A 24,938-nucleotide genomic window follows, 5' to 3' on the forward strand; every position below is an offset into this window, starting at 1 on the left:
CGGCAAGGGGGGCGATCCCTGGGGATCGGTTGGCGGTCAGATGCTCGCGAGCTGATCGCGTGCAGCTGAACGCAAGGCGTCGCGATGATGGGGATGGGCAATGCCGATCAGTCGCTGCATACGCTCGTCCAGAGCGACGCCGCGCAAGTGGGCGATGCCGTACTCGGTGACGACGACGTCGACGTCGTGCTGCGGGACCGTGACGGGCGTGCCCGCCGCCAGCTGCGCGACGATGCGCGATACGCGGCCGGCGGGATCGCTGGCAGGCAGCGCGATGATCGACAGACCGTCGGCCTGTCGGTGCGCGGCCTGGGCAAAGTCGGGCAGACCGCCCGGGCCGCTGACGTAGCGGCCGTCGACCACTTCGGCATTGACCTGGCCGAGCAGATCGACCTCGATTGCCGAGTTGATCGCGTGCAGTTTTTCGAGCCGGCCGAGCACCTGCGGATCATGCGTGCGCTCGACGCCGGCCAGGTGCAGCGTACGCAGCGACGGCAGTTGCCGGTATAGCGCTTCAGAGCCTGCGACCACCGTCGTCATCAGCGGTCGATCGACACGCAGCGCGTCGCTGTCGAGAAGCGCGAGTATCGAATCCGACAGCATGCCGCTGTGGAACGCGAGATCGCGATGGCCGCGTAGCACGGGCAGCAGTTGCGACGGCACCTTACCCAGGCCGACCTGCAGCGTGGCGCCATCCGGTATCAAGGTGGCCAGATGGGCCGCGATGCGCGTCGCCGCGTCGTTGCTGCGGCCGGCATCGTACTGCGGCAGCGCCGCGGCGGAGCGCGCATAAGCAGTGAAGGCCTCCATGCTGACGCGCGGTGCGCCCGGAAGATCCGGCACATTCGGGTTGATCACGGCCAGAATTCGTTTCGCGCGCAGCAACAGACCGGGCATGAATTCAACGGCGGGCCCAAGGGAACACAGGCCAGCGGCATCGGGTTCTCCGACCTGCACGATCAGGCTGTCGAGCGGTGTCGCGGCATCCTGCAGGTATTGATGGATGCCGAAATAGTTGATCGGGCTGAATTCGAGCAGTCCCTGTTGTCTCGCATCGCGGAACGCGGGCTGCATGAAGAACACCTGCATGCGCCGTTGTACCGCCGGTGACGCGAGGCAACGGCCATTGATGCCGGGCACGAAACTGGTGATAAAGCGAACGCCCCTCGCGTGTTCGGGGCGTTCAACGAGCACTTGTGTGAGTTCGACAGGCTCGCCCGCGGAGCCGGCAATAAACGCGGTTTCTCCGCTTTGCAGCGTATCCAGCAGGCCGGCGATCGCGAGCTGCCTGACCATTGTCAGCCCGACAAGCCCTTGGCGACGGTGAGAGAAGCTTCGGTCTTGCTGCGCAGCTCATAGAATCTGACGCCGCTGGCGAGTTCGATCAGCCTGGCGCCGCCGCCTTTGCGATTGATCTCGAACACGCCCTTGCCATTCAGCGCCAGCGAGCACCGGCGCCTGAACTTGGCAGCGCCGGCCTTCCCGTGGTGCGCCATAACCATGACGACTCGCTTGCCGCGGATCAGATCGGATCCCAGGTGAACACATCCGCCGACCGGTCCAGCTTGTAGAACGATCCGCGCAGCGCCGGCAGTGCGGTTTCAATGCAGCTTTCCGGCGTCCAGCCTTCCTTGGTATGCACAGAGCGGATCGGGCGGGGCTGGCTGAACAACAGTATTTCGTTGCGGCGAACACCGAATATCTGGCCGGTCACATCCTTGGCGGCATCGCTGCACAAGGCGAGCGTGAACGGAGCGATCTTATCCGGCGTCATCTGCTTCGCGACTTCGATCCGCGCGGCGTTCTCAGGGGTGGCCGGTATCGTGCCGACCAGGCGCGTCCATGCAAACGGCGCGATGCAGTTGGAGCGCACGCCGAACTTCGCCATGTCCAGTGCGATGCACTTGGACAGGCCGGCTACGCCCATCTTCGCTGCCCCGTAATTGACCTGGCCGAAGTTGCCGATCAGACCGCTGGTCGAGGTCATATGGACGAAGGCGCCTTTCTGCTTGTCCTTGAAATGCGGTGCGGCGGCGCGCGCCACGTTGAAGCAGCCTTTCATGTTGACGGCAACCACCGCGTCCCACTCGGCTTCCCCCATTTTGTGAAACATGGTGTCGCGCAGGATGCCGGCATTGTTGACGATCGCATCGACATCGCCATACGTCTTCATCGCGGCAGCAAACAGCTCGTGAGCGCCATCCCAGGACGCGACGTTGGCGCCATTGGCGATCGCTTCGCCGCCGGCCGCGACGATTTCGGCGACCACTTCCTCGGCCGGGCCGAGCGTCCCGCCTTCGCCTTTCTCGTTGCCGCCGAGATCGTTGACCACGACCTTGGCGCCTTCGCGGGCGGCCATCTTGGCGATCTCGGCGCCGACACCGCGGCCGGCGCCGGTCACGATGATTACTTTCCCAGTTAGCGTGTTCGCCATTTTGTCTGTCTCCCAATGAGTGGCTTTTGAATGTTCGATTCGCGTCGCGGATTCAGCAGCGACATCCGGTCCGTGCTGGCGAAGACGAGTACGTACACATAAGTACGGTACGCCAGCATACGAAACCTGATGGCGCCGCGTCCAGTTGCCTGGATGCCGCGTGCTCGAGCCGACTGCTGGAACGGCGCTGCATCTAGCCCAGTGGCAGCAGCGCGGCGTCCTCCAGCTGCCATTGGGAAATCAGCTCGCGGGTTTGCTGTTCATCGGGCGTCGTCGCCGGCGTTCGGCTGAAGCGCGGCGCTGGGGCTGGATGGTTGGCGCCTTGAATGCGTCGCACGCTGCCCATCGCGATGTTGTGCGGATGGTCGGCCGCCTCGTCGATGGATAGCACGGGTGTGACGCAGGCGTCGGTACTCTCGAAGACGCGCTGCCAATGCTCGCGCGGCTGGCTTGCGAATATCGCGGCGATTCGCGCACGTACCTGCGGGTCGTCGTCGCGTACCTGCATCAGTATCTTGGTGTCGCTGGCGATGCCCAGGCCCTCGAAAAGCGCCAGCCGGAAGTCTGCTTCGATCGCGCCGACCGCGACCCACTTGCCATCAGCACAGGGGTAGCAGGTATAAAAGTAGGCGCTGCCGTCGAGAATGTTGCCGGCTCGCTGCGCCGGCCAGCGGCCGTTGGCCCGCAGGCCGTAGATCATCGACATCAGCATCGAGGCGCCGTCGACCATCGCGGCATCCACGACCTGGCCACGGCCGGAGATTCTGGATTCGAATAGCGCGCAGGCAATGCCCAGAGTCAGCAGCAGGCCGCCACCACCAAAGTCGCCGACCAGGTTCAGCGGCGGAAATGGCCCTGATTCGGCATTCCCGCAGGCATGCAGCGCGCCGCTTAGTGCGATGTAGTTGATATCGTGCCCGGCGGTATGGGCCAGCGGGCCTTCACGGCCCCATCCGGTAATGCGGCCATAGATCAGCCTGGGATTGCGCGCGAGGCATTCGCTGGGCCCGAGTCCCAGGCGCTCCATCACGCCCGGACGATAGCCTTCGATCAGCACGTCAGCCTGATCCAGCAGCTTCATCAGCTGATCTCGGCCGTCTTCAGACTTCATGTCGAGCGCGATCTGCCCGCAGCGTCCGCGATCCAGCACCGGGTTGAACTTGGACGCGCCGCCCTTGGTGGGGCGTGCGATCCGCAGCACGTTGGCGCCGAGGTCGGCGAGTGCCATGGCCGCGAACGGCCCCGGACCGATCCCCTGTATCTCCAGAACACGGACGCCGTCCAGAGGCCCCCTCCGGCTCATGGCCGCTCCCGGCAGAAGGCTGAATCCGTGAGACAGAAAAAGTGACCTAGCATATGATTAAGCACCTCTAAAAAGACTCCTGACGATGAAAACAACCAAGCCCAGCTTGTTGCGTACCGGATTCCTGATCCATGACGTCTCCAGATTGCGTCGTACCGTCTACGATCAGAGACTGAAAAGTCTCGGAATCACTCGTTCGCAGTGGTGGGTTCTGGCGAATCTCTCGCGCCATGACGGAGAGGGATACATGCAGATCGAACTTGCGCGCCTGCTCGACGTCGGCAAGGTGACGCTCGGGGGGCTGATCGATCGACTGGAGAGTGCCGGCTTCGTCACGCGCCAGCCTGACAAGGTCGACCGCCGTTCCAAGCGGGTACTGATTTCGGCCAAGGGCAAGTTGCTGATCACCCGGCTTGAGAAAGTGTCCAAAGTGGTCAATGCCGAAATCATGGATGGCATTACCGAAAAGGAAGAAGACACTTTGATCCGCCTGTTGGCCAAGATGAAACAGAACCTGATCCAGATGGAAGGCGTGCCCAGCGCCACTGCCGGCCGCAAGCCGAGCGAGAAAAAAGCAAGCTGAAACGGCTTGCGATGGACTCGTGGCAGGTGGCGTCGATCGTTCACTACCGGTCAGTGTGGATCAGTATCGTTAGCGAGCGTATCATATAGCGGCATCCATATAGATGCCTTGACGAATCCACTTGCGCCATGAATTTGCAAAAGCTGCTGTCCTGGTCGTTTCCGGAACTCCGCTCGCAGTACACGCAGCGCGACACGATGCTCTACGCACTCGGCGTCGGCGCCTGCAGCGACCCCTTGAACGAAAGCGAGCTGCGCTTCGTCTACGAAGGGCAATTGCAGGCCCTGCCGTCGCAGGCCTGCGTACTCGCGCATCCCGGGTTCTGGATCAAGGCCCCGGAATTGGAAACCAACTGGGTCAAGCTGGTTCACGCCGAGCAGCACTTCGACTTGGTACAGCCGCTGCCGTCGAGCGGTGAAGTGCTTGGCCGCTATCGCATTACCGGCGTGGTCGACAAGGGCCCGCAAACCGGCGCCATGGTGTATTTCGAAAAGTCCCTGCACACCACTGCGGGCGACCTGATCGGGACCGTCGGCAGCACCTATTTCCTGCGCGGTGATGGCGGTTGCGGCAATTGGGGCGAGCCGGGCAAGACACTACCGGCGGTTCCGGAACGCGCGCCCGATGGCGCGCTGGACATGCCGACATTGCCGATCGCGGCGCTGATCTACCGGCTCAGTGGCGACTACAACCCGCTGCATGCGGACCCGGCCGTTGCCCGCAAAGCGGGCTTCGCCAGCCCGATCCTGCAGGGTCTTTCCACGTATGGCGTGGCCTGCCAGACGTTGATCAAGGCGATTGCGGGCTTTGATGCCACGCGTCTACGCGGCATGGGCGCTCGCTTCACCAAGCCGGTCTATCCGGGCGATACGATCCGCACCGAGTACTGGCTGGGCGAGGGCGGTGCGGTTCAGTTCCGTTGCCTGAGTGTCGAGCGCAACGAAGTGGTGCTGGATCGCGGGACCGCGACGCTGGTGTAGTCGCGGTATTCCGGCGCAGTTCGGCGATATTTTGCCGGCCTGCGCTGGCCTCAAATGCCGAGCACCTGCTTGGCGATGATGTTTCGCTGGATTTCGTTGGTGCCGCCGAAGATCGACCAGCAGCGGCCGTAGAGGTATTCCAGGCCCATCAGGCTGGCCTGCCGAATCTCGTCGAAGTGCTCGAACGGCGAGCGATGCAGGTCCTCGGGATCGAAGGCTGCCGCGAGCGGGCCTTCCAGTTCCAGTCCGAGTTCGGTGATCGCCTGCAGGATCTCGGTGCCGCGCACCTTCAGGATCGAGGCTTCCGCGCCGAACTTGGCGCCGTCGGCCCAGGCCTCGATGTACTGGCGCTCGAGCGCACACAGCGTCATCAGCTGGATCGACAAGTCGGCCAGCCTGGTGCTCATCAGCGTCTTCAGCGCATCCGGCACATCGGCGCTGGCCATGGCTCGCGCATGCAGCGCTTTCACATGCCGTAACAGACGCAGCTTCGGGCCGGTATCGGCGATCGAAATGCGCTCGTTGCCGAGCAGGAACTTGGCGATGCCCCATCCCTGGCCTTCGGCCCCGACACGATTGCCGACCGGCACGCGCACGTTGTCAAGGAACAGCGCGTTGGTGTGATGCAGGCCGTCGATGGTGACGATGGGCTTGATCTCGATGCCCGGCGTTTTCATGTCGATCAACAGGAAAGTGATGCCCGACTGCGGCTTGCCACTCTTGTCGGTACGCACCAGGCAATGCATCCAATCGGCCCAGTGAGCTTCGGTCGTCCACATCTTCGCGCCGTTGACGACGTAATGATCGCCGTCGAGTTCGGCAGTGGTCTTGATCGCGGCCAGATCAGAGCCCGCTCCCGGCTCGGAATAACCCTGGCACCACCAGACGTCGTTGCTGAGTATTCCCGGCAGATGGTCGCGCTTCTGTGCATCGCTTCCATAGCTGTAAATCACCGGCCCGACCATGCTGACGCCATACGGGCGAATCATCGGCGCGTTGTTCAGCGTCGACTCCTGCGCGAAGATCAGCTGCTTGCGCAGATCCCAGCCCTGGCCGCCGTGTTCCTGCGGCCAGGCGCCGGCGAACCAGTCGTGCTGGTACAGCACTTTCTGCCAGCCGACGTAGTCTTCCTTGTTGATTTCGAGCCCGAGCGCGCCCTTGCGGCCGATCGCTTCTGGCAGATGCTTGCGCGTGAATTCGCGCACCTCGTCGCGCCAGGCGCGAGCCTCGTCGGAATCCTGAAGCGCGAGGATGTCGCTCAGATCCTGGTCGCAGCCGAAGCGCTGACGGTGCAGATCGGCGCTACCGAACTCGGCGCGAATCGTCGCCAGGCGACGACCGAAATGGCTGACATTGAGTTCGTCGCTGACGCCCATGCCGCCGTGCATCTGGATCGCGTCGTGGCCGACGCGGCGGCCGGCGGTGTCGGCCAGCACCTTGGCCGCCGACAGCAGCACCGAGCGTCTTGGCGAGACGCCGTCGGCCAGCGCGTCGATCGCCAGATTGACGATCGCGGTGACTTCCTGCGCCGCCATGTACATGTCGGCCGCGCGGTGCTGCAGCGCCTGGAACGAGCCGATCATCACGCCGAACTGCTTGCGCTCGCCCAGGTATCGGAACGTCGCCTCGTTGGCCGCTTCGATCAGGCCGGCGGCTTCGGCGGTGAGGCCGAACAGGCCCCATTCGAGCGCGTCACTGATCACCGCCATGGCCGGTTCCGACAGCTTCAGGCGGGCATCGTCGCTGCAGACGAAACCGTCGAAGGCGAGATCGGCGGCGCCGGCTCCGTCCATCAGCCGATGGCTTGCGCTGTCGATGGCCGAACGCGCGACGCGGAAAATCGCGACATCGCCGTCGTCGATCTGTGCGCTGACCAGGAAGTCGTCGGCGACGTCGGCATGACGCACGCCACGCACGCGGCCTTTCAGTGAATAGCCGGCGCCGCTGCGCACGGCTTTCAGCAGGGGCTTTGCGAACGGATCGAAGCCGGCATCATGAGCCAGCACGCTGATGCGCTCGCCGCCGATCATTGCGGCGACCTGCTGTTCGCGTTCGGCGGCATCGGTCAAGTGCAGCAGTACCCGGCCGGCGACGATCGCGCTGCCGAGAAAAGGCTCGATTGCCAGTGCGCGGCCGAGTTCGAACATCACCACTGCGATGCTGCGTGCATCACCGGCGAAACCGCCGCTGCCCTCGTCGAACGCGGCCCCTATCACGCCCATGTCGACCAGGCCCGGCCACAGCGCCAGGCGCTGCGGCGGTATTGCGTTCAGGCGCTGGCGATGGTGCTCGAACTGGTTTTCCTCGGCGAGAAAGCGGCGGAGATTTTCCGCCAGCAATCGCTGCTCGTCGGTACGTGCAAGGCTCATGAGTCCGATCTTCGGTGAAGAGAGGGGCGGCGTACGTTGGTGCCCGGTTTCAGGCGCCGCCGTTACCGGCCGCGGGAGGCTGCGACAGCGCTTGCGCGAAGCTTCGGCAGAAGCGTGCGGCATCGGCGCCATTGATGACGCGATGATCGTAGGATAGCGACAGCGGCAGGGTGTTCTGCCAGGCCAGCTGACCGTCGACATTGACCGGTTTCAGCTGCGCCTTGGTAACGCCCATGATCGCCACCTCTGGCGCATTGATGATTGGCGTAAAGCCGGTGCCGCCGATCGAACCCAGCGAGCTGATCGAAAAGCAGCCGCCGCTCATGCGATCCAGCGACAGGCCCTTGGTGCGCGCGGTCTGCGAGACCTCGGCGATTTCCTCGGCGATTTCGACCAGGCTTTTTTTATCGGCGTCGCGAATCACCGGAACCAGCAGGCCGCCCGGCGTATCCACGGCAATGCCGATATGGAAATACTGCTTGAAAACCAGGTTCTTTCCGCTACCGTCGATCGAGGCGTTGAACTGCGGATGCGCCTGTAGCGCGGCGACCGCGGCCTTCACCAGGTAGGCCAGCGGCGTGATCTTGACGCCGCTGCTCGCCGACAGCGCCTTGCGCGCGATTTCCATTGCGCCGATGTCGGCTTCGTCCTGATGCGTGACGTGCGGGATCATCACCCAGTTGCGCGACAGGAAGCTGCCGACGAGCTTCTGGATGCGCGACAGCGGCTTGACGCTGACCTCGCCGAACGCGGCGAAATCGACTTGCGGCCAAGGCGCCAGGTCGAGCGTCGCCGCTACCGGCGGTGCCGGTGCCTTGGGCGCCTCGCTCATACAATCTCGCCGATCACGGTGCCGACGGGGAAGCTTTCACCGGGCTGTTTGAAGATCTTGAGCGTGCCGGACACCGGTGCCTCGATTTCCTGCACCGATTTCTCGGACTCCAACGAATACAGCGGCTGGCCTTTGTCGATGCGCGCGCCATCGGCCACCATCCATTCGGCGATGGTGCCTTCGTTCATCGAAAAGCCAATTTTCGGCAGCAGGATTTCGGTGCTCATGTTCTTCGGTGCTCAGTCTTAGGCGAGGGTTTTGCGGATGGCCGCTTCGATGTCGGCGTGGCTGTACAGGAACGCGGCTTCCAGCGGCGGCGCGTACGGCACCGGGCTGTCGTTGCTGGCGACGCGTTCCACAGGTGCTTTCAACTCGCGGAACAGCGCCTCGTGGATGCGCGACGACAATTCGGCGCCCACGCCGAAGGACTTCACCGCCTCGTGCACGATCACCGCACGGCCGGTCTTCTTCACGGAGGCCAGTACCGTGTCCATGTCGATCGGGCTGACCGTGCGCAAGTCGATCACCTCGCAGCTGATGCCTTCGGCCGCGAGCTTGGCGGCGACCGGCGGAATGTCGAGCATCGAGCGGCTGTAGCCGATCACGGTGACGTCCTTACCTTCCTGATGGATGCGCGCCTTGCCCAGCGGGATCCTGGTGCCGCGCACCGGGGCGACGCCGGGCGTCCAGTAGTTGTTCAGATGATCGATGAACAGAACCGGGTCCGGATCTTCGATCGCCGAACGCAGCAGGCCGTAACCATCCGCGGGATTGCTCGGCATCACCACCTTGATGCCCGGTGTATGGCAGAACCAGGCTTCGAGAAAGTCGGAGTGCTGGCCGCCGTTCTGGAAGCCCGAGCCGGTCATCGTGCGGATCACCATCGGGACGTGCGTCTGGCCGCCGGACATGAAGCGAAGCTTGGCCGCATGGTTGGTGATCTGGTCCATGCACACGGCGACGAAGTTCATCAGCATGACTTCGACCACCGGCTTGAAGCCGACGACAGCAGCGCCGACCGCGGCGCCCATGAAACCCATCTCCGAAATCGGCGTCGAGCGCACGCGGCTGCCGTACTGGGTCGACAGGCCGGCGCTGATCTTGACGATGCCGCCGCCTTCGGCGTCGCCGACTTCCTCGCCGAAGTGGATGACGTTTTCGTCGGCCTCCATCGCATCGTGTAGCGCCCAGTTCAGCGCCTGGATCATGTTGCATTGCGCAGGCGCTTTTTTGGCCGCGGCGCTGTTCATTTCGCCAAAGTTCGTGACCGCTTTTTCTTCCGTGCTCATGTTCGATCTTCCTCAGGCAATGTCGTAGGCGTAGACGTCGCGCTTGACTTCGATCGCGTCCGGCGGCGGGCTGCTCATCGCAAACGCCTCGGCTTCATCGATCTCGGCGCTGATTTCGGCGTCGATCGCGTCGATCTCGGCGACGCTCGCATGCTGATGCTCGATCAGCCAGCTGCGGTACTTCGGGTACGGATCGGCGGCGACGGCCGCCGCGTATTCCGCTTTCGGAATGTATTCGCCCATGTCGCCGATCAGGTGGCCGTTGAAGCGGAATGTCACGGCCTCGATCAGCGTCGGACCGCCGCCTGAGCGTGCGCGCTCGATGGCCTGCTGGGCGGCGTGGTACATCGCGACGGGATCGTTGCCGTCGACGTGAATGCCCGGCATGTTGTAGCCGGCTGCGCGATCCGAAATCTTGGCCACCGACGTGCCCTTGGCGTAGGACGTGTGCTCGGCGAAGCGGTTGTTCTGGCAGACGAAGATCACCGGCAGTTTCCACACCGACGCCAGGTTCAGCGATTCGTGGAAGGCACCGATGTTGGACGCGCCGTCACCGAAGTTGGCGACCGTCACGCGCTTCTCGCCGCGCAGCTGCGCGGCCAGCCCCAGGCCGCAGGCGATCGGCATGCTCGAACCGACGATGCCGGTGGTGACCATGCAGCCCTTGCTCGGATATGTCAGGTGCATCGGGCCGCCCTTGCCCTTGCAGCTGCCGGTGACCTTGCCGGCCAGCTCGGCCCACAGCAGCTTCGCCGGCAGGCCCTTGGCGAGCATGTCGTGCACGCCGCGGTAGATCGTCACCAGGTAGTCCTCGTCGGTCAGCAGCGTGCTGATCGCGGCGGGGATGCACTCCTGGCCGCGCGCCGAGTAGTAGGGCATCTGCATGCGCCCCGCCTTCATCGCGCCGATCACGCGATCGTCGCTGGTCTTGATCAGCGTCATCTTCCGGTAGATATCGATCAGCGTCTTGCTGTCCGGTTGCGTGATGCCCATTGCTCTCGCTCCTGAAGTGAATCGAAGCCGCGTCGACCGCGGTTCTGGGTGGTGTCGGCTATTTCTCTAGTGAGTGCTTCGTCCGGACTCAGCGGCCCTCGAGGCCGACGATGCTGATCGCGCAAACCCCGTTGTACGGTACGCCGCCCAGGTTGTGCGACAAGCCCAGCTGCGGGTTCTTCAGCTGACGCGCACCGGCGCGGCCCTGCAACTGCAGGTAGTGCTCGTAGACCATGCGCAGGCCGGATGCGCCGATTGGGTGGCCGAAGCATTTCAGGCCGCCGTCGATCTGGCAGGGGATCTTGCCTTCGGCGTCGAACACGCCTTCGAGTACATCACGCCAGGCCTGGCCGTCTGCGGAGACGCCCAGATCTTCCATCGTCACCAGCTCGGTGATCGAGAAGCAGTCGTGCACTTCCAGCGCCGAGAGTTCTTCACGCGGGTTGCGGATGCCGGCTTCGGCATAGGCAGCCTTGGCGGCGTTGCGCGTGTTCTGCACGTAGCTGCCGTCCCACTGGTTGGTGCTCTGCTCGCGGCCGGAGCTGGCCGACAGCTGGATCGCCTTCACCGTGATCAGGTTCTGCTTGCCCAGGCTGCGCGCGATCTCCGGGGTGGTGACGATGGCACAGGCCGAGCCGTCGCTGACACCGCAGCAGTCGAACACACCCAGCGGCTCGGCGATCATCGGCGCGTTGAGGATGGTGTCCAGCTCCACGGCCTTGCGCATGTGAGCCTTGGGATTCTTGGCGCCGTTCTGGTGGCTCTTCCACGACACGCGGCCGATGGCGCGCTTCAGGTCGAGCTTGTCGATGCCGTACTTGGCCCGATAGCCCGCCGCCAGCTGTGCAAAGCCCGCCGGTGCGGAGCCATAGGGCATCCACAGATCGTTGAGCGTGCCCTTGCCGACCACCGGCAGGCCGCCGTATCCGGTGTCCTTGAGTTTCTCGGCACCGATCGCCAGTGCGATGTCGACTGCGCCGGAAGCCACCGCGTACACCGCGCCGCGCAGCGCCTCGGTTCCGGTGGCGCACATGTTCTCGACACGTGACACCGGAATCGCTTCCAGGCGCAGCGCGGTCGACAGCGGGATCGCCGAATTGCCGACCGACTTCTCCATCGCCGATCCATACCACGCGGCGCCGATGCGGCTGCGGTCGATGCCGGCGTCGGCCAGCGCTTCGGTGAACGCCTCGACCATCAGGTCTTCGGCGCTGCAGTCCCAGCGCTCGCCGAACTTCGAGCAGCCCATGCCGACGATTGCGACTTTGTCCTTGATACCGGTTGCCATGTCTGCTTCCTTAAATGATCGGGACCGCTTTCCAGAAATAGCGGTCGTAGTGACGCAGGCGATCTTTTTCCTTGATGCGGAAGCTCATCTCCAGCGGCGTGCCGACGTCGATGCCCGCGGGGCCGACGTCGACGATTTCCATCAGCAGGCGTGCGCCGACGTCGAACTGCACCAGGCCCATATACATTGGCGGGGCCGGCGAGTACTGCAGCCAGTCGGCGGTGTAGGTGGTGACCTTGGCCGGCGCGTCGGACAGCGCGAACGGTTTCTGCGTATGCGCGTTGCCGCAGTTGACGCACGTCGCCAGCCGTGGGAACTGCACGGTGCTGCAGGATTCGCAGCGGCCGCCGATGAAGCCGTAGATCTGGTCGGACGCGCGGTACAGCGTGGTCAGCGCGGTCTTGTTGTCGGTTTCGGCGCGCATGCCCCATTCGAGTTCGATGTCGCCGCTGAACGACAGCATCTTCAGGTATGCGGTTTCCTCGAAGCGCTTGGCGACCGATCCGGCCAAGCCGCGGCGGCCCGTCGACGGTGCGGCCTGCAGCATTTCGAAGGCGACGATCTCGCAGCCCTGGGCGAACGACACGATCACGATCAGATCGCCGGGTTTGGCGCGCTCCAGCGCGCCGATCAGCAGCAGTACCGACTGCGCGGCGCCGGTGTCGCCGACCTGCATCTGCAGATCGGGGACGATGCGCTCGGGCGCGATCGCCAGCGTCTTGGCGATCAGCTTGTCGCTGCCGCCCGGGCCGCCGGCGAGGCCGAACCATGCCACCTGCTCGGCGCTGCGGCCGGTGCGCTCCAGCAGCGCCTTGACCGCGCGCGGCACGATCTTGCCGACACCTTCGTCGCGTATCCAGCGCTCTTCCCAGGTGTAGTCGAACTTCTCGGTGCTCTGGCGGAAGTGATCGACAAACGGCACCGACACCGACTCGGAGCCGACATAGCGGGCGATCAGGTCGCTGCCTTCGCCCAATAGCAGGGCTCCGGCGCCGGAGCCGTACTGCATCTCCTGCGTGCTGCCCGGCTTGGCATTGCGCTTCTCCGACGCGATGACGAGTTGTTGCGTGTCGCGCGAGCGGCAGGCCTTGATCACCGCACTGAGGCCGGCGCGGGTCGAGCCGCCAAGGTCGGTCGCGGAGGTCGCGGATTCAAGGCGCAGCGCCGATCCGACGATCACCGCGTTCTGCAGATCGGCGTAGGGTGCGGTGGTACTGGCAAGCTGCAGCGAGGCCAGGCCGGCCGTGGTCTGGCCGCGCAGGCAGTCGCGACCGGCTTCCACCGCCATCGTGATGGCGTCTTCGTCCCAGCCGCAAAAGCTTTTCTCGCCCTTGGCCAGGCCTTTAAGGTTCGGCAGAGCCCAGGAATGAGCGGCGGCGATCGCGGAGCGCGCGATGCGGCGGCGGGGAATGTAGGCGCCAAAGGATTTGATGCCGACGTCGGGCATTGCGGTCACGCGATTCTCCGTTAGGGTTGTCCCGCAGCGCGCGAGGCGCTTGCTTCGAACACCTGCTGATCAGTGCGCAAGCTTACGATATGTTAGCATCAAACAACAATGAGGCAGTCGGGGGATAGACGATGGCGAAGACCAACGGCGGTACCGTCAACAGTGAGCGCCACGCCCGTGTGGCCCTGATCGAGTTGAACCGTCCCGAGGCGATGAATTCGATCGACCCGGTGATGAAACTGGATCTGCCGGCTGCGCTCGAAGACGCGGCGCGTGACCCCGAAGTCGGTGCGGTGGTGCTGACCGGCGCGGGCAAGGCTTTCTGCACGGGCTCCGATCTGAAAGCCGGTGGCGGCGGCAGTGACACGGGTGTGCGCAAGGTGGCCCGCTCGCTGCTCTACGACTACCAGCCGGTGCTGGACCTGATCATGCGCATGGACAAGCCGGTGATCGCGGCGGTCAACGGGCCGGCGGCGGGCATGGGCATGTCGCTGGCGCTGGCCTGCGATCTGATGGTGATGTCGCGCAGCGCTTATCTGCTGTCGCCTTTCATCAATGTCGGCCTGGTGCCGGATGGTGGCGCAGCCTGGTTCCTGACGCGCCGGCTCGGCTACGGCCGCGCATTCGAGGTGCTGGCCGACGCGCAGAAAATATCGGCCGAACAATGCCTGGGCTGGGGGCTTGCGAATCGCCTCGCCGAGCCCGATGAACTGCGTGCGAGCGCGCTGCAATGGGCGGCGCAGCTGGCCGAGCGCGCACCGGTGGCGATGGCGCTGACCAAGCGTATCGCTCGCATGTCGCTGAGCAGCGGCCTGTCCGAGATGCTCGGCGTCGAAGCCGAACTGCAGGCCATGTGTGCCAATACCGCAGATTCGCGCGAAGCGATCGCGGCTTTCGTCGAAAAGCGCAAGCCGACGTTCCGCGGTCTTTGAGGACATCGTGATGACCGAACAGCCGCCGGCCCAGCGCAGTGTCCGGGTCAATGGTGTGGAACTGGCCTATCTCGAACGTGGCAGCGGCCCGCTGGTGATCTGCCAGCACGGATTCCCCGATACCGCCTGGAGTTTCGTACCGGTGCTGGAGCGACTGGCGGCAGCGGGTTATCACGCAGTCGCCCCGTTTCTTCGTGGCTATGCGCCGAGTGCGTTGGCGCCCGATGGTCGCTACGACATCCACACCCTGTCGTCCGATCTGGTCGGGCTGGTCGACGCACTCGGCGGCGGCCCGGCCTACGCGGTCGGGCATGACTGGGGCAGCGTCGCGTTGCAGGGCGCCGCGCGCTCCAGTCCGGCGAAGTTCAAACGCATCGTGCTGTGCGCGGTGCCGCATCTACGGCGTTTTTTTCTCGGCATCACGCCGCGCCAGATCGCGCGCTCGCACTACATGCTGCGGTTCCAGTTGCCGCTATGGCCCGAGGCGCGACTGGCGCGCGACGACTTCGCATGGATGGAAGACGTGCTGATCCGCGTCTGGTCGCCAGGCTGGCGTTACACGACCGATGATCTGGCGCCGCTCAAGGCCGGATTTCGCGAGCCGGCGCGGTTGAAGGCGGCGTTGGCCTATTACCGTTCGATTCCCGGCCTGCTGGTGAATCCGGCGGCACTGCGCCGCGCGTTTTCGCCGATCCCGGTACCGACGCGGATGATCTACGGCAGCGATGACGGCTGCATCGGCGCCGAGATGTTCGACGGCCAGGAGGCGCTGTTCCCGGCGGGCCTGGACCTGTGCCTGGCGCAGGGGATGGGCCACTTCATGCAGGCCGAGCAGCCGGACTGGTTCGCCGATCGCCTGATCGAGTACTTCGCCGCCTGAGCGCCGAAACTACGATGCCTTCGCGAACAGTTCGCGGCTGATGATGTCGCGCATGATTTCGGAGGCGCCACCGGCGATCTTGCGAATGCGCGAATCGATGTAGGCGCGGGCGATCGGATACTCGAGCATGTAGCCATAGCCGCCGAAGAACTGCAGGCATTCGTCCACGACCTTGCACTGCAGTTCGGTGCACAGCATCTTTGCCGCCGCCGCATCCACCGCGGATAGCTGCTTGTCCAGATGCAGCGCGATGCAGCGGTCGACAAACACGCGCTTGGCCAGCGTGTCGGCATGCAGCTCGGCGATCTTGAAGCGGGTGTTCTGAAAATCCGAAATCGTCTGGCCGAAAGCCTTGCGCTCCATCGTGTAGTCGATGGTCCAGCGCAGCGCCGATTCGGCGACGGTGATCGCCGACACCGCGATCGTCAGGCGCTCTTCGGCGAGCTTGCTCATCGCCATCTTGAACGCGCCGCCCTCGGTGCCGAGCAGGTTGCTGACCGGCACGCGCACCTCGTCGAAGAACAGCTCCGAGGTGTCCTGGGCCTTGAGACCGATTTTCTTCAGGTTACGGCCGCGCCGGAAGCCGGCGCGATCGGTCTCGACCAGGATGAAGCTCATGCCCTTGGCTCCGGCGCTCGGGTCGGTCTTGCAGGCGAGCACGATGATGTCGCAGAGCTGGCCGTTGCTGATGTAGACCTTCTGGCCGCTGATCACGTAGTCGTCGCCATCGCGCACGGCGCGGGTGCGGATCGCCTTCAGATCGCTGCCGGCCGATGGCTCGGTCAGGCCGAGCGCGCCGATCGCCTGTCCTGCCGCCATTTTCGGCAGCCATCGCTGCTTTTGCTCCTCGCTGCCGAAGGTGGCGATATAGGTCGCGACCATGTCGGAATGCACCGAGAACCCGGGGCCGGTTGCGCCGGCACGCCCCATCTCCTCGGTGATGATGACGTTGAACAGGAAGTCGGCGCCGTAACCGCCGTAGGCCTCGGGCAGGTTGGGGCAGAGCAGGCCCGCTTCACCGGCCTTGAGCCACAGCTCGCGGTCGACCTTGCCTTCTTCTTCCCAGCGCTCGTGGTGCGGCGTGATCTCACGCTCAATGAACTTGCGCACCGCATCGCGGAACTGCTCATGCTCGGGAGAAAACAGCGAACGTGGGATCATGCTCTGGCCTGCCTGGTTGGAAGTTGCTTGGGCAACCGCTCTTGTGGACGCTAGTATATCGTATGCATGCTAACTCAAAGTAAGACAAGGCGGATGGGATGATACGTTCGATGCTTTTCGTGCCGGCCGACAGCGACAAGAAGCTGGCCAAGGCGCTCGGCAGCGGCGCCGACGCGCTGGTGCTGGACCTGGAAGACGCGGTGCTGCCGGAGCGCAAGCCGCTGGCGCGCGAGATGCTTCGGTCCTGGATGGCCGGCGTCGCCGATCGCAGCCGCCTGTGGGTGCGTGTCAACGACCTGGCCTCGGGTGAATTGCTCAAGGATCTGCCGGCGGTGGTCGCATCAAGGCCCGCCGGTATCGTGCTGCCGAAGATCCGCGGGCCCGAGGACGTGCGGGTGGTCGCGCATTATCTGGACGCTCTGGAGGCCGCTGCCGGCGTGGACGCCGGCGCGCTGCAGATGGTCGTCGTCGCGACCGAAACTCCGTCCGCGGTGCTGCGTTTCGGCGATCTGGTGCGTGAGCCGCTGCCGCGGGTCCGTGCGCTGACCTGGGGCGGCGAGGACCTGAGCGCCGCGCTCGGTGCCGGCGATCCGCGGCTGCCATCGGGCGCATGGCGGCCGATGTACGAGCATGCGCGCAACCAGTGCCTGCTCGGCGCCCACGCGCTCGGCGTCGAGGCGATCGACACGGTCTATGTCGATTTCCGCGATCCCGAAGGCCTGGCAACGTCCTGCCGCAGCGCGCGCTACGACGGCTTCACCGGCCGCATCGCGATCCATCCCGATCAGGTGCCGATCATCAACGCGGCGTTCACGCCGTCCGCCGACGAACTCGCGTTTGCACGGCGCGTGGTCGATGCGTTTGCGTCCGGCGCCGGGGCGGTGGCGATCGACGGCAAGATGTTCGACATCCCGCATCTGAAGGCGGCGCGCCGCCAGCTCGGCATCGGCGCATGAGCGCGCTCAATCGCTGCATCGTGCTGGCCTCGCGGCCGGTCGGCATCCCGCAGCCGCAGCATTTCGAGCTGACCAGCGCAGCGCTGGCGCCGCTGCAGGCAGGCGAACTGCTGATCGAGAACCTCTACCTGTCGGTCGATCCGGCGCAGCGCGGGTATGTCAACGACGAAGACAATTATTCGCCGCCGGTGGCGATCGGCGCGGTGATGCGCTCGCTGGCCGTGGGCCGCGTTGTCGAGTCGCGGCATCAGGCCTATGCGGTCGGCGATTACCTGTATGGCTGGTTCGGTTGGCAGCAGCTATGCATCTGCACGGCGGACGCGATCCTGCGGCGCGTCAATCCACAGCAGGCCTCGCTGTCGGCCGCCGCCGGCCTGCTCGGCATCAACGGCCTGACCGCGTGGATGGCGCTGCACGACATCGGCAAGCCGCAAACCGGAGAGACCGTGGTGGTCAGCGCTGCTGCCGGTGCGGTGGGCGCGTTGGCCGGGCAGCTGGCGCATCTGGCGGGCTGCCGCGTCGTGGCGATCGTCGGCGACGACGACAAGGGGCGGCGCTGCATCGCGGACTATGGCTACGATGCCTATGTCAATTACCGGCAGCCGCTGGCGGACGTCCTGCGCGCGGTCTGCCCCGACGGCGTCGACGTGTATTTCGACAACGTCGGCGGCAACATCGCCGACAGCGTGATCCGGCGCATGAACCGGTCCGGCCGCGTCATCCAGTGCGGCACGATTTCGATCCCGTCGTGGGTTCCCGTGCCGCAGGGGCCGCGCGTCGAGCGCGAAATCCTGACGCGGCGGCTGCGCATGGAGGGCTTCGTGATTTTCGATCACGTGAAGCGCTACGACGCGGTCGCGGCCGAGCTGGCGGCGCTGGCTGCCAGCGGAAAACTGCGCTGCGACGAAGACATCGAGCAGGGTCTGGAGATGGCGCCTCAGGCCCTGGTCGACGTCTACGCCGGGCGCAACACCGGCAAGAAGTTGATCCAGCTGGCTGCTGCTTAGGTTCCATAGCCGGCGCGCGACGCGCTGCGCCAACCGTGGCGGAGTTTGACGGGTCGGCCTTCACATCGTACGTTAACGAACTAAAAGCAGCTTAAAATGATCTGCGTAGCGGGGAGTCACTCGATGTCCGTTCTCGAACATGCGCACGTCGAAGGTCTGCCGCTCGACGGGCTCGATCAGATGATCTGGGTGGGCGATATTCCATCCCGCGGTGCGCAGCACCATGCCGAGCGAACCGCGATCGTGTTTGCCGATCGCGGCGAGCAGATCAGCTACGCCGAGTTCGACCGCCGCTGCAATGCTTTCGTCGCGCTGGTGCGCGAACGTGGCCTCGGACCTGGCGATCGCGTCGCCTATCTCGGTGCGAACAGCGATCTCTATTATCCCGTGCTGATCGGGGCGATCCGCGCCGGCGTCGTGCTGGTGCCGATCAATTGGCGCCTGGCCGCGCCGGAGATCGGCTTTCAGCTGGCCGATGCGCAGGCTCGGCTGTTGCTCTGCGATCCAGCCCTGAGTGCGACCGCGGCGCAGGCGCTTGCCAGCGCCGACCTGAGTCTGCCGACGATTGCGACCGAGTCGGTCGACGGGTCGTCGGCGGAGAATCTGCGCGCGCTGTTACTGCGCCCGGCAGCGCCGGTCGCCGCCGCACACGAGGCGGATCAGGTGATTCTGCAGCTGTACACCAGCGGCACCACCGGCAAGCCCAAGGGTGTGTTGATCTCGCATGGCGCGCTGTCGCTGGCGCGGCATGCGGAACTGCGTTCTGTCGAGTTCGGCCACTTGAATGCCGGCTGCATCAGCCTGTCGGCGATGCCCAATTTCCACATCGGCGGCATGTCCTGGGTGTTGATGGGCCTGGTGCGCGAGGGCACGGTGGTGATTACCTCAGACCCGAGCGCAGCGAACATGCTCAAGCTGATTCGCGAGCATGGAGTCGAGCACAGCTGGATGGTGCCGACGCTGATCCGCGCTCTACTCGAGGGCGTGCGCAGCTCGCAGCAACCGGCACCGCGGATGAAGGGCCTGTTCTACGGCGCGATGGCGATGGATGAAAGCCTGCTGCGCGCGTCCATGGAATGTTTCGGTTGCGATTTCCTGCAGTTTTTCGGCATGACCGAAAACGCCGGATCGGCGACCTCGCTGTCACCGCTGGATCACGATATCGCCCGGCCGCATCTGCTGAAATCGGTGGGTAAACCATACCCGGGCATGAGCCTGCAGATCCGCGGTCCGGACCGCAAATTGTTGAAGCCCGGCGAGCACGGCGAGATCTGGGTGAAGTCGCCGACACGCATGCTTGGCTACTGGAACCGGCCGCAGCAAACCGCCGAGGCGCTGATCGACGGCTGGTACGCCACCGGGGATGGCGGCTACGTCGATGACGAGGGTTTTCTGTACCTGACCGATCGCATCAAGGACATGATCGTCAGCGGCGGCGAGAACGTGTATCCGGTGGAAGTCGAAGAAGCCTTGCGCCTGCATCCGGCGGTGCTCGATGCCGGCGTCGTCGGCCTGCCCGACGAGCGCTGGGGCGAGATCGTGGTCGCGGTGATCGAGTTGCGACCAGGCGCGACGGTCGGTGTAGACGAGTTGCGCGACCATGCACGCAGCCGCGTCGCCGGCTACAAATGTCCCAAGACGATTTCCTTCGGCAGTCTGCCGAGAACCGCGTCCGGCAAGGTGCAGCGCTCGCTGCTGCGCCAGCGCCTGTTGTCCCCGCCCAAGGCCTGAGCGCTGCGCCGCCGCCGAGGGAACTCCAACTCAACTTTTCGCGTGAAACCATGAAGACGCTGCTGATTACCGGAGCCGCGCGCGGCATCGGCCACGAACTCGTGCTGCGCGCGGTCGCGCGCGGCGACACCGTTTTTGCGATGGTGCGCAAACAGGCCGACGAGGCCCGCTTCAAGCCCAGCCCGAATCTGCATGTCGTGCTGATGGACGTCTCGGACACCGCATCGGTGGAACGCGGCTTCGCCGAGGTGGATCGCCTGCTCGCCGGCCGGGTGCTCGACGCGGTGATCAACCCGGCGGCAATCGCGCCCTCGGGCGCGATCGAGCTGACAGCCGTTGCCGAGTTCGAGCAGACCCTCAACACCAATGCGCTGGGCAGCCTGCGCGTCATCAAGGCCGGCATTCCGCGCCTGCGCGGTCACGACGGGCGCCTGATCCTGATCACCTCGCTCTGGGGCAAGGCCTCGGGCCCGATGCTCGGCGCGTACTGCGCGTCCAAGCATGCGATCGAATCGCTGGTCGATGTCGCACGGCGCGAGACCATGGGGATGAACCTGCATGTCGTCGTCGTCGAACCCGGCGTGGTCAGGACCGATATGCTGACCGGACAGACCGGCGAGGTCGAAGCGCTGTTGGCGCAGATGGATGCTCCACAAAAAGGCCTGTATGGCAACTTCTACCGGCGTTACTGCAAACTGGTCTCCGGCGCCTCGACGTCGGGTATCAGCGCCGCGCAGTGCGCCGCCGGCATCGAGCAGGCGGTTTTCGCGCGCAAGCCGCGTACGCGCTACCGCGTCGGCACCGATTCCAAGATCGTCTGCTTTCTTGCCTGGCTGTTGCCGGATCGCTGGATGGACGGGATGTTCGCCATGAGTGTCAACCACAAGCCGATCAAATGAGTGCGATCACTCTCGACGGTTACAACACGCTGACGTTCGAGCTCGACGATGCGGTACTGACCGTGGCCTTGAATCGCCCCGAGCAATTCAACGCCACCAACGCGGAGATGGAGATCGAGCTGTGTCGCTTCTTCACCGATGTCGCGCACGACGCGCAGGTACGCGTGGTGGTGCTGACCGGGCAGGGCAAGGCCTTCAGCGGCGGCGGTGATTTCGCCTACATCCGTGAGGTCATGGATGAGCCGCCCAAGTTCTGGAACGCGATGGCCTACGGCAAGCGGCTGATCTTTTCCATGCTGGATTGCCCCAAGCCGATCGTCGCCAAGATCAACGGCCATGCGATGGGCCTGGGCGCGACGCTGGCGCTGTTCTGCGACGTCAGTTTTGCGGCCGATCACGTCAAGATCGCGGATCCGCATGTCGCCATCGGCTTCGTCGCCGGTGATGGCGGCGCCGTGATCTGGCCGCAGCTGATCGGCTACAACCGCGCCAAGGAATTCTTGTTCACCGGTGATCCGCTGCTGGCGCCCGAGGCCGAGCGCCTTGGCCTGATCAACCACGCGGTGCCGGCGGCAGAGCTGGACGCGCGCGTCAAGGCGTATGCGGACAAGGTCTCCGGCATGCCGGCGCGCGCGGTTCAGTGGACGAAGGCCTCGATCAACATCGGCCTGAAGCAGCTGGCGCATTCGATCATGGATGCGTCGATCGCCTACGAGGCGCTGTCCAACACCACGGCGGATCATCGCGAGGCGATGGACGCGATCCGCGACAAGCGCAAACCCGACTACAACGGCAATTGAGACGTACCGGCTGGCGGCGGGCGCGTCAGGCGCTTGCGTGTCCGCAAAATAAGGAAGTATCCTTAAAATAGAATTGCGCAAAGTCCGGCTCTTTTGAGAGCGGAAAAACAATACTATTGGGAGCTGTCAATGTCGGGGTTGATCGTAAACAAGGACATTGCCTTAACTGTGAAAAGCGCCGCGACCCGGGCGCGCCTGATCACCACGGCCGAACGCCTGTTCGCCGAGCGGGGCATCGAGGGCGTCACGCTCAGCGACATCAATCTCGCTGCCGGCCAGCGCAACAAGAACGCCACGCACTACCACTTCGGTGACAAGCGCGGCCTGCTGCAGGCGATAATCGACAAGCACTTGCCGGCGATTCTGCTGCGCCGCAATCAGCTTCTGGAAGCAAGCCGGGAACAGGGCGGCTACACCGCCGCCACCGTCGTCAGTACGCTGCTGTATCCGCTCGCCGAGAAACTGTTCGACGGCAATGGCGGCCGCGAATTCATCCGCATCAATGCACAGATCGCGGCGGCGCACGCCGCCGCGATCAATGGTGCAACCGAAGCGGTGTTCCAGATCGGGCCGATCGACTGGCTTAGTGCCGCGCGCGCCGAATTCATGCGGCACCTGCCGCCGCCGATCGCACAACAACGCGTCAATCTTGCAGTGGCGCTGATCCTCAACGGCCTCGCCGATCACTCGCGCCTGCTCGACCGGGTACCGGCGGATCTGGCGACCGACACCGAGCTGTTCATCCGCAACCTGGAGGACTGCCTGGTGGCGATGTGCACGGCGCCGGCCTCGGCCTCGACCGCTGCCGCATTGGGCAAAGCCGAGTCGCAGCACGCACCGGCAGCGTCGCGCGCGGCCGCCAAAAAGAAATCGGTGCGCTCATGAACTGCCGCAGTCTGGTGGTCGACGGTGGATGCGCGCTGATGTTCGGCGCCGCTGCGATACTGCCGGCCACGGCGCTCGGCGGCAACGGCACCAACGACATCGGTTACGGCGCCGAGTCCGGCGGCATGGCCGGCGCCGATCTCGCGGTGTCGCGCGAAACCGCCGCGCTGAACATCAATCCGGCCGGACTGACGCAGATCCGCGACCGGGCATTTGATCTCGACATCGAGCCGTTTTACCTCGCAAGGACAAGGCATCGCGATCAGTATGGCAACGACAGCGGTGTCGACAACCCGCTGTCGGCAGTTGCCAGCGGCGGCTACGTGCAGCGTGTGCCGGGCACGGCCGTGGTCACCGGTATCGGTCTGTTCGCGCAAGGCGGTGCCGGTTTCGCGTATGACCATCTGACGACGGCCTTCGGCACGCAGGACGCGCTCTCCGCGACTTTCGGCTCGTTCAAGATCGAACCGGGCTTCGGCTGGCAGCTCGCTGATTCGCTGAGCGTGGGCGCATCCCTGGGTATCGTCTATTCCACGGCGCGCCAGAAGTTTTTCCCGAACACCTCGTTCGTTGACCCGTCCGGCGACGCGCCGTCGTTCTTCGGCCTGCGCGTCGATAGCCTCGGCGGCTGGTCCAGCAGCGGCAAGATCGGCTTTCAGTATCGGCCGAGTCCGAACTGGACGCTCGCCGGCGCCTATACGAGCAAGACCCGGTTCAAACTCGAAGGCGGCGACGCAACGGTGAACTATGAGGCGATAGGGCAGGGTCGCGTGGTGTATCGCGATGCGAGTCTGTCCGGCCTGTCGATCGCGCAGGAGGCCGGCGTCGGCATCGCCTATCGTCCCAGCGATGCCTGGCTGCTCAGCACCGAGATCAACTGGGTCGACTGGTCGTCGGCGATGCGGGCCTCGACGCTGAAGCTGGAGGACCCGAACAATGCGGACGTGCCGCAGCAGCTGAGCCTGCAGTCGCGGCTGGACTGGCGTGATCAGTACGTGTTCGCGATCGGCGCCGAGTACCAGTGGAACTCCACGACCAGTTTGCGTATCGGTTACAACTACGGCCGCAATCCGATTCCGTCGCAGACGCTGAACCCGGCGCTGGCGGTTACGTCCAATCGGACTTTCGCGCTGGGTTTCGCTTACGACTTCATGCCACAGTGGCGGTTCTCGTCCTGCCTATACTACGAGCCGTTCGTCGAGACGACTTATACCAATCCGCAACTGCCGCTCGGCACGGACACCTACAATCGCTGGGAAGGCGTGATCGCACAGTTCGCCGTCAGCCGGCGCTGGTGAACCAGCACCGCTTCCAACCGGCGTCTCGCCGATGCGGCGTCGTCATGCCGCAGACGCGACGCCGGACTCACAGTGGCCGAAGGAGCCTGGATGATCCGCAACACCGCCTACATTGCTTCGGGCAGCGAATGCGACATTTTTCTGTCCGCGGCACGCGGCCGCCTGCCAGTGCTGCTGAAAGGCCCCACCGGCTGCGGCAAGACCCGCTTCGTGCAGGCGATGGCGGCGGAGCTGAGGCGGCCGCTGATCACGGTGGCCTGCCATGAGGATCTCACTGCAGGCGACCTGGTCGGCCGCTTTCTGCTGCGCGGCGGCGAAACGGTCTGGGAAGACGGGCCGCTGACGCGTGCGGTACGCAGCGGCGCGATCTGCTATCTCGACGAAGTGGTCGAAGCACGCGCCGACACCACGGTGGTGATTCACCCGCTGGCGGATCACCGGCGCGAACTGAATATCGAGCGACTGGGCGAGCAATTGCTGGCACCGGCAGAGTTCATGCTGGTGATGTCCTACAATCCCGGATATCAGAGCGTGCTGAAAGATCTGAAGCCGTCGACGCGCCAGCGCATGGTGTCGATCGAGCTGAGCTTTCCCAGTGCCGATGTCGAAGAGCGGATCCTGCTTCAGGAAACCGGCATCGACGCGGAGATGGCGCGCCGTCTGGTGCGGCTGGGCCAGGCAATCCGTCAGCTGCAGCATGAAGGCCTGCCCGAAGCCGCGTCGACGCGTACGCTGGTGTCGACCGCGCTGCTGATCAAGGACGGCCTGCTTCCGCAGCTCGCGGCCGAGGCGGCGATCACCGGCCCGCTCACCGACGACCCGGTTGCGGCGCGGCACCTGCTGGAGATGGTCAAGATTTACATGGCCTGAC

General features: G+C 64.7%; 24 protein-coding genes. 12 read left to right on the forward strand and 12 right to left on the reverse strand.

What is annotated here, in order from left to right:
• Positions 1-36 precede the first annotated feature (36 nt).
• The 4 genes from ACQZF9_RS09255 to ACQZF9_RS09270 form a co-directional block, all read right to left on the reverse strand.
• Complete coding sequence (locus ACQZF9_RS09255) at positions 37-1,296, reverse strand: acetyl-CoA hydrolase/transferase family protein (protein ID WP_428312947.1); 1,260 nt, start codon at positions 1,294-1,296, stop codon at positions 37-39.
• 2 nt (positions 1,297-1,298) lie between these two features.
• On the reverse strand, positions 1,299-1,502 hold the full coding sequence (locus ACQZF9_RS09260; protein WP_428312948.1) for a hypothetical protein: 204 nt from the start codon (positions 1,500-1,502) through the stop codon (positions 1,299-1,301).
• A 20-nt stretch (positions 1,503-1,522) separates the two neighbouring features.
• A complete protein-coding gene (locus tag ACQZF9_RS09265; protein ID WP_428312949.1) occupies positions 1,523-2,434 on the reverse strand; it encodes an SDR family NAD(P)-dependent oxidoreductase in 912 nt (303 codons plus the stop codon).
• A gap of 193 nt (positions 2,435-2,627) precedes the next feature.
• Positions 2,628-3,662, reverse strand: a complete 1,035-nt coding sequence (locus ACQZF9_RS09270) for a CaiB/BaiF CoA transferase family protein (protein ID WP_428312950.1) — start codon at positions 3,660-3,662, stop codon at positions 2,628-2,630.
• Between the two features lie 160 nt (positions 3,663-3,822).
• On the opposite strand from ACQZF9_RS09270, the gene ACQZF9_RS09275 reads away from it, so the two are divergent.
• Together ACQZF9_RS09275 and ACQZF9_RS09280 are read left to right on the forward strand one after the other, a co-directional pair.
• Entirely contained in the window at positions 3,823-4,320 is a 498-nt protein-coding gene (locus ACQZF9_RS09275) for a MarR family winged helix-turn-helix transcriptional regulator (RefSeq protein ID WP_428312951.1), read from the forward strand.
• 128 nt (positions 4,321-4,448) lie between these two features.
• Positions 4,449-5,300: a MaoC/PaaZ C-terminal domain-containing protein gene (locus tag ACQZF9_RS09280; protein WP_428312952.1), complete on the forward strand. Its 852-nt coding sequence runs from the start codon at positions 4,449-4,451 to the stop codon at positions 5,298-5,300.
• 50 nt (positions 5,301-5,350) lie between these two features.
• Here ACQZF9_RS09280 and ACQZF9_RS09285 read toward each other — a convergent pair whose 3' ends face one another.
• The 7 genes from ACQZF9_RS09285 to ACQZF9_RS09315 all read right to left on the reverse strand — a co-directional run bounded on the left by ACQZF9_RS09285 (position 5,351) and on the right by ACQZF9_RS09315 (position 13,518).
• The gene (locus tag ACQZF9_RS09285) at positions 5,351-7,669 is read right to left on the reverse strand and encodes an acyl-CoA dehydrogenase (protein WP_428312953.1); all 2,319 of its coding nucleotides are present in this window, start codon (positions 7,667-7,669) and stop codon (positions 5,351-5,353) included.
• Between the two features lie 49 nt (positions 7,670-7,718).
• Positions 7,719-8,501, reverse strand: a complete 783-nt coding sequence (locus tag ACQZF9_RS09290; protein WP_428312954.1) for a 2-oxo acid dehydrogenase subunit E2 — start codon at positions 8,499-8,501, stop codon at positions 7,719-7,721.
• Complete coding sequence (locus tag ACQZF9_RS09295; RefSeq protein WP_428312955.1) at positions 8,498-8,728, reverse strand: biotin/lipoyl-containing protein; 231 nt, start codon at positions 8,726-8,728, stop codon at positions 8,498-8,500. Before ACQZF9_RS09295 ends, ACQZF9_RS09290 begins: the two co-directional genes overlap by 4 nt.
• A gap of 18 nt (positions 8,729-8,746) precedes the next feature.
• Positions 8,747-9,751: an alpha-ketoacid dehydrogenase subunit beta gene (locus ACQZF9_RS09300; protein WP_428313401.1), complete on the reverse strand. Its 1,005-nt coding sequence runs from the start codon at positions 9,749-9,751 to the stop codon at positions 8,747-8,749.
• A gap of 51 nt (positions 9,752-9,802) precedes the next feature.
• Positions 9,803-10,783: a thiamine pyrophosphate-dependent dehydrogenase E1 component subunit alpha gene (locus ACQZF9_RS09305; RefSeq protein ID WP_428312956.1), complete on the reverse strand. Its 981-nt coding sequence runs from the start codon at positions 10,781-10,783 to the stop codon at positions 9,803-9,805.
• An 88-nt stretch (positions 10,784-10,871) separates the two neighbouring features.
• On the reverse strand, positions 10,872-12,071 hold the full coding sequence (locus ACQZF9_RS09310) for an acetyl-CoA acetyltransferase (RefSeq protein WP_428312957.1): 1,200 nt from the start codon (positions 12,069-12,071) through the stop codon (positions 10,872-10,874).
• A 10-nt stretch (positions 12,072-12,081) separates the two neighbouring features.
• Positions 12,082-13,518, reverse strand: coding sequence for a 3-oxoacyl-[acyl-carrier-protein] synthase III C-terminal domain-containing protein (locus ACQZF9_RS09315; protein WP_428313402.1), 1,437 nt, complete (start codon positions 13,516-13,518; stop codon positions 12,082-12,084).
• A gap of 131 nt (positions 13,519-13,649) precedes the next feature.
• On the opposite strand from ACQZF9_RS09315, the gene ACQZF9_RS09320 reads away from it, so the two are divergent.
• Positions 13,650-14,450, forward strand: a complete 801-nt coding sequence (locus ACQZF9_RS09320) for an enoyl-CoA hydratase/isomerase family protein (RefSeq protein ID WP_428312958.1) — start codon at positions 13,650-13,652, stop codon at positions 14,448-14,450.
• Positions 14,451-14,460: 10 nt separating this feature from the next.
• Entirely contained in the window at positions 14,461-15,330 is an 870-nt protein-coding gene (locus ACQZF9_RS09325; RefSeq protein ID WP_428312959.1) for an alpha/beta fold hydrolase, read from the forward strand.
• Between the two features lie 9 nt (positions 15,331-15,339).
• On the opposite strand, the gene ACQZF9_RS09330 is transcribed toward ACQZF9_RS09325, so the two are convergent.
• Positions 15,340-16,491: an acyl-CoA dehydrogenase family protein gene (locus ACQZF9_RS09330; protein WP_428312960.1), complete on the reverse strand. Its 1,152-nt coding sequence runs from the start codon at positions 16,489-16,491 to the stop codon at positions 15,340-15,342.
• A gap of 110 nt (positions 16,492-16,601) precedes the next feature.
• Here ACQZF9_RS09330 and ACQZF9_RS09335 point away from each other — a divergent pair, with 110 nt between their 5' ends.
• From ACQZF9_RS09335 to ACQZF9_RS09370, 8 genes are all read left to right on the forward strand, one after another.
• Positions 16,602-17,447, forward strand: a complete 846-nt coding sequence (locus ACQZF9_RS09335) for an HpcH/HpaI aldolase/citrate lyase family protein (RefSeq protein ID WP_428312961.1) — start codon at positions 16,602-16,604, stop codon at positions 17,445-17,447.
• Positions 17,444-18,454, forward strand: a complete 1,011-nt coding sequence (locus tag ACQZF9_RS09340) for an NADP-dependent oxidoreductase (RefSeq protein ID WP_428312962.1) — start codon at positions 17,444-17,446, stop codon at positions 18,452-18,454. The genes ACQZF9_RS09335 and ACQZF9_RS09340 overlap by 4 nt, the downstream gene beginning before the upstream one ends.
• 123 nt (positions 18,455-18,577) lie before the next feature.
• A complete protein-coding gene (locus ACQZF9_RS09345; RefSeq protein ID WP_428312963.1) occupies positions 18,578-20,185 on the forward strand; it encodes a class I adenylate-forming enzyme family protein in 1,608 nt (535 codons plus the stop codon).
• A gap of 50 nt (positions 20,186-20,235) precedes the next feature.
• Positions 20,236-21,084, forward strand: a complete 849-nt coding sequence (locus tag ACQZF9_RS09350) for an SDR family NAD(P)-dependent oxidoreductase (RefSeq protein WP_428312964.1) — start codon at positions 20,236-20,238, stop codon at positions 21,082-21,084.
• Positions 21,081-21,884 carry an enoyl-CoA hydratase/isomerase family protein gene (locus ACQZF9_RS09355; RefSeq protein WP_428312965.1) on the forward strand — a complete coding sequence of 268 codons (804 nt, stop codon included), beginning with the start codon at positions 21,081-21,083 and terminating at the stop codon, positions 21,882-21,884. The genes ACQZF9_RS09350 and ACQZF9_RS09355 overlap by 4 nt, the downstream gene beginning before the upstream one ends.
• A 129-nt stretch (positions 21,885-22,013) precedes the next feature.
• Positions 22,014-22,769 carry a TetR/AcrR family transcriptional regulator gene (locus ACQZF9_RS09360; protein ID WP_428312966.1) on the forward strand — a complete coding sequence of 252 codons (756 nt, stop codon included), beginning with the start codon at positions 22,014-22,016 and terminating at the stop codon, positions 22,767-22,769.
• Positions 22,766-24,067, forward strand: a complete 1,302-nt coding sequence (locus tag ACQZF9_RS09365; protein WP_428312967.1) for an OmpP1/FadL family transporter — start codon at positions 22,766-22,768, stop codon at positions 24,065-24,067. The genes ACQZF9_RS09360 and ACQZF9_RS09365 overlap by 4 nt, the downstream gene beginning before the upstream one ends.
• Before the next feature lie 90 nt (positions 24,068-24,157).
• A complete protein-coding gene (locus ACQZF9_RS09370) occupies positions 24,158-24,937 on the forward strand; it encodes a CbbQ/NirQ/NorQ/GpvN family protein (RefSeq protein ID WP_428312968.1) in 780 nt (259 codons plus the stop codon).
• Position 24,938: the final 1 nt, after the last annotated feature.

Origin of the sequence: Hydrocarboniphaga sp. (assembly GCF_965279055.1) — a bacterium.
In the GTDB taxonomy this organism is placed as follows: Bacteria; Pseudomonadota; Gammaproteobacteria; order Nevskiales; family Nevskiaceae; genus Hydrocarboniphaga.

Coding starts and splice junctions, on each gene's coding strand:
- ACQZF9_RS09255 (WP_428312947.1), bottom strand. CDS start 1,296: ATGGTCAGGCAGCTCGCGATCGCCGGCCTGCTGGATACGCTGCAAAGC.
- ACQZF9_RS09260 (WP_428312948.1), bottom strand. CDS start 1,502: ATGGTTATGGCGCACCACGGGAAGGCCGGCGCTGCCAAGTTCAGGCGC.
- ACQZF9_RS09265 (WP_428312949.1), bottom strand. CDS start 2,434: ATGGCGAACACGCTAACTGGGAAAGTAATCATCGTGACCGGCGCCGGC.
- ACQZF9_RS09270 (WP_428312950.1), bottom strand. CDS start 3,662: ATGGCACTCGCCGACCTCGGCGCCAACGTGCTGCGGATCGCACGCCCC.
- ACQZF9_RS09275 (WP_428312951.1), top strand. CDS start 3,823: ATGAAAACAACCAAGCCCAGCTTGTTGCGTACCGGATTCCTGATCCAT.
- ACQZF9_RS09280 (WP_428312952.1), top strand. CDS start 4,449: ATGAATTTGCAAAAGCTGCTGTCCTGGTCGTTTCCGGAACTCCGCTCG.
- ACQZF9_RS09285 (WP_428312953.1), bottom strand. CDS start 7,669: ATGAGCCTTGCACGTACCGACGAGCAGCGATTGCTGGCGGAAAATCTC.
- ACQZF9_RS09290 (WP_428312954.1), bottom strand. CDS start 8,501: ATGAGCGAGGCGCCCAAGGCACCGGCACCGCCGGTAGCGGCGACGCTC.
- ACQZF9_RS09295 (WP_428312955.1), bottom strand. CDS start 8,728: ATGAGCACCGAAATCCTGCTGCCGAAAATTGGCTTTTCGATGAACGAA.
- ACQZF9_RS09300 (WP_428313401.1), bottom strand. CDS start 9,751: ATGAACAGCGCCGCGGCCAAAAAAGCGCCTGCGCAATGCAACATGATC.
- ACQZF9_RS09305 (WP_428312956.1), bottom strand. CDS start 10,783: ATGGGCATCACGCAACCGGACAGCAAGACGCTGATCGATATCTACCGG.
- ACQZF9_RS09310 (WP_428312957.1), bottom strand. CDS start 12,071: ATGGCAACCGGTATCAAGGACAAAGTCGCAATCGTCGGCATGGGCTGC.
- ACQZF9_RS09315 (WP_428313402.1), bottom strand. CDS start 13,518: ATGCCCGACGTCGGCATCAAATCCTTTGGCGCCTACATTCCCCGCCGC.
- ACQZF9_RS09320 (WP_428312958.1), top strand. CDS start 13,650: ATGGCGAAGACCAACGGCGGTACCGTCAACAGTGAGCGCCACGCCCGT.
- ACQZF9_RS09325 (WP_428312959.1), top strand. CDS start 14,461: ATGACCGAACAGCCGCCGGCCCAGCGCAGTGTCCGGGTCAATGGTGTG.
- ACQZF9_RS09330 (WP_428312960.1), bottom strand. CDS start 16,491: ATGATCCCACGTTCGCTGTTTTCTCCCGAGCATGAGCAGTTCCGCGAT.
- ACQZF9_RS09335 (WP_428312961.1), top strand. CDS start 16,602: ATGCTTTTCGTGCCGGCCGACAGCGACAAGAAGCTGGCCAAGGCGCTC.
- ACQZF9_RS09340 (WP_428312962.1), top strand. CDS start 17,444: ATGAGCGCGCTCAATCGCTGCATCGTGCTGGCCTCGCGGCCGGTCGGC.
- ACQZF9_RS09345 (WP_428312963.1), top strand. CDS start 18,578: ATGTCCGTTCTCGAACATGCGCACGTCGAAGGTCTGCCGCTCGACGGG.
- ACQZF9_RS09350 (WP_428312964.1), top strand. CDS start 20,236: ATGAAGACGCTGCTGATTACCGGAGCCGCGCGCGGCATCGGCCACGAA.
- ACQZF9_RS09355 (WP_428312965.1), top strand. CDS start 21,081: ATGAGTGCGATCACTCTCGACGGTTACAACACGCTGACGTTCGAGCTC.
- ACQZF9_RS09360 (WP_428312966.1), top strand. CDS start 22,014: ATGTCGGGGTTGATCGTAAACAAGGACATTGCCTTAACTGTGAAAAGC.
- ACQZF9_RS09365 (WP_428312967.1), top strand. CDS start 22,766: ATGAACTGCCGCAGTCTGGTGGTCGACGGTGGATGCGCGCTGATGTTC.
- ACQZF9_RS09370 (WP_428312968.1), top strand. CDS start 24,158: ATGATCCGCAACACCGCCTACATTGCTTCGGGCAGCGAATGCGACATT.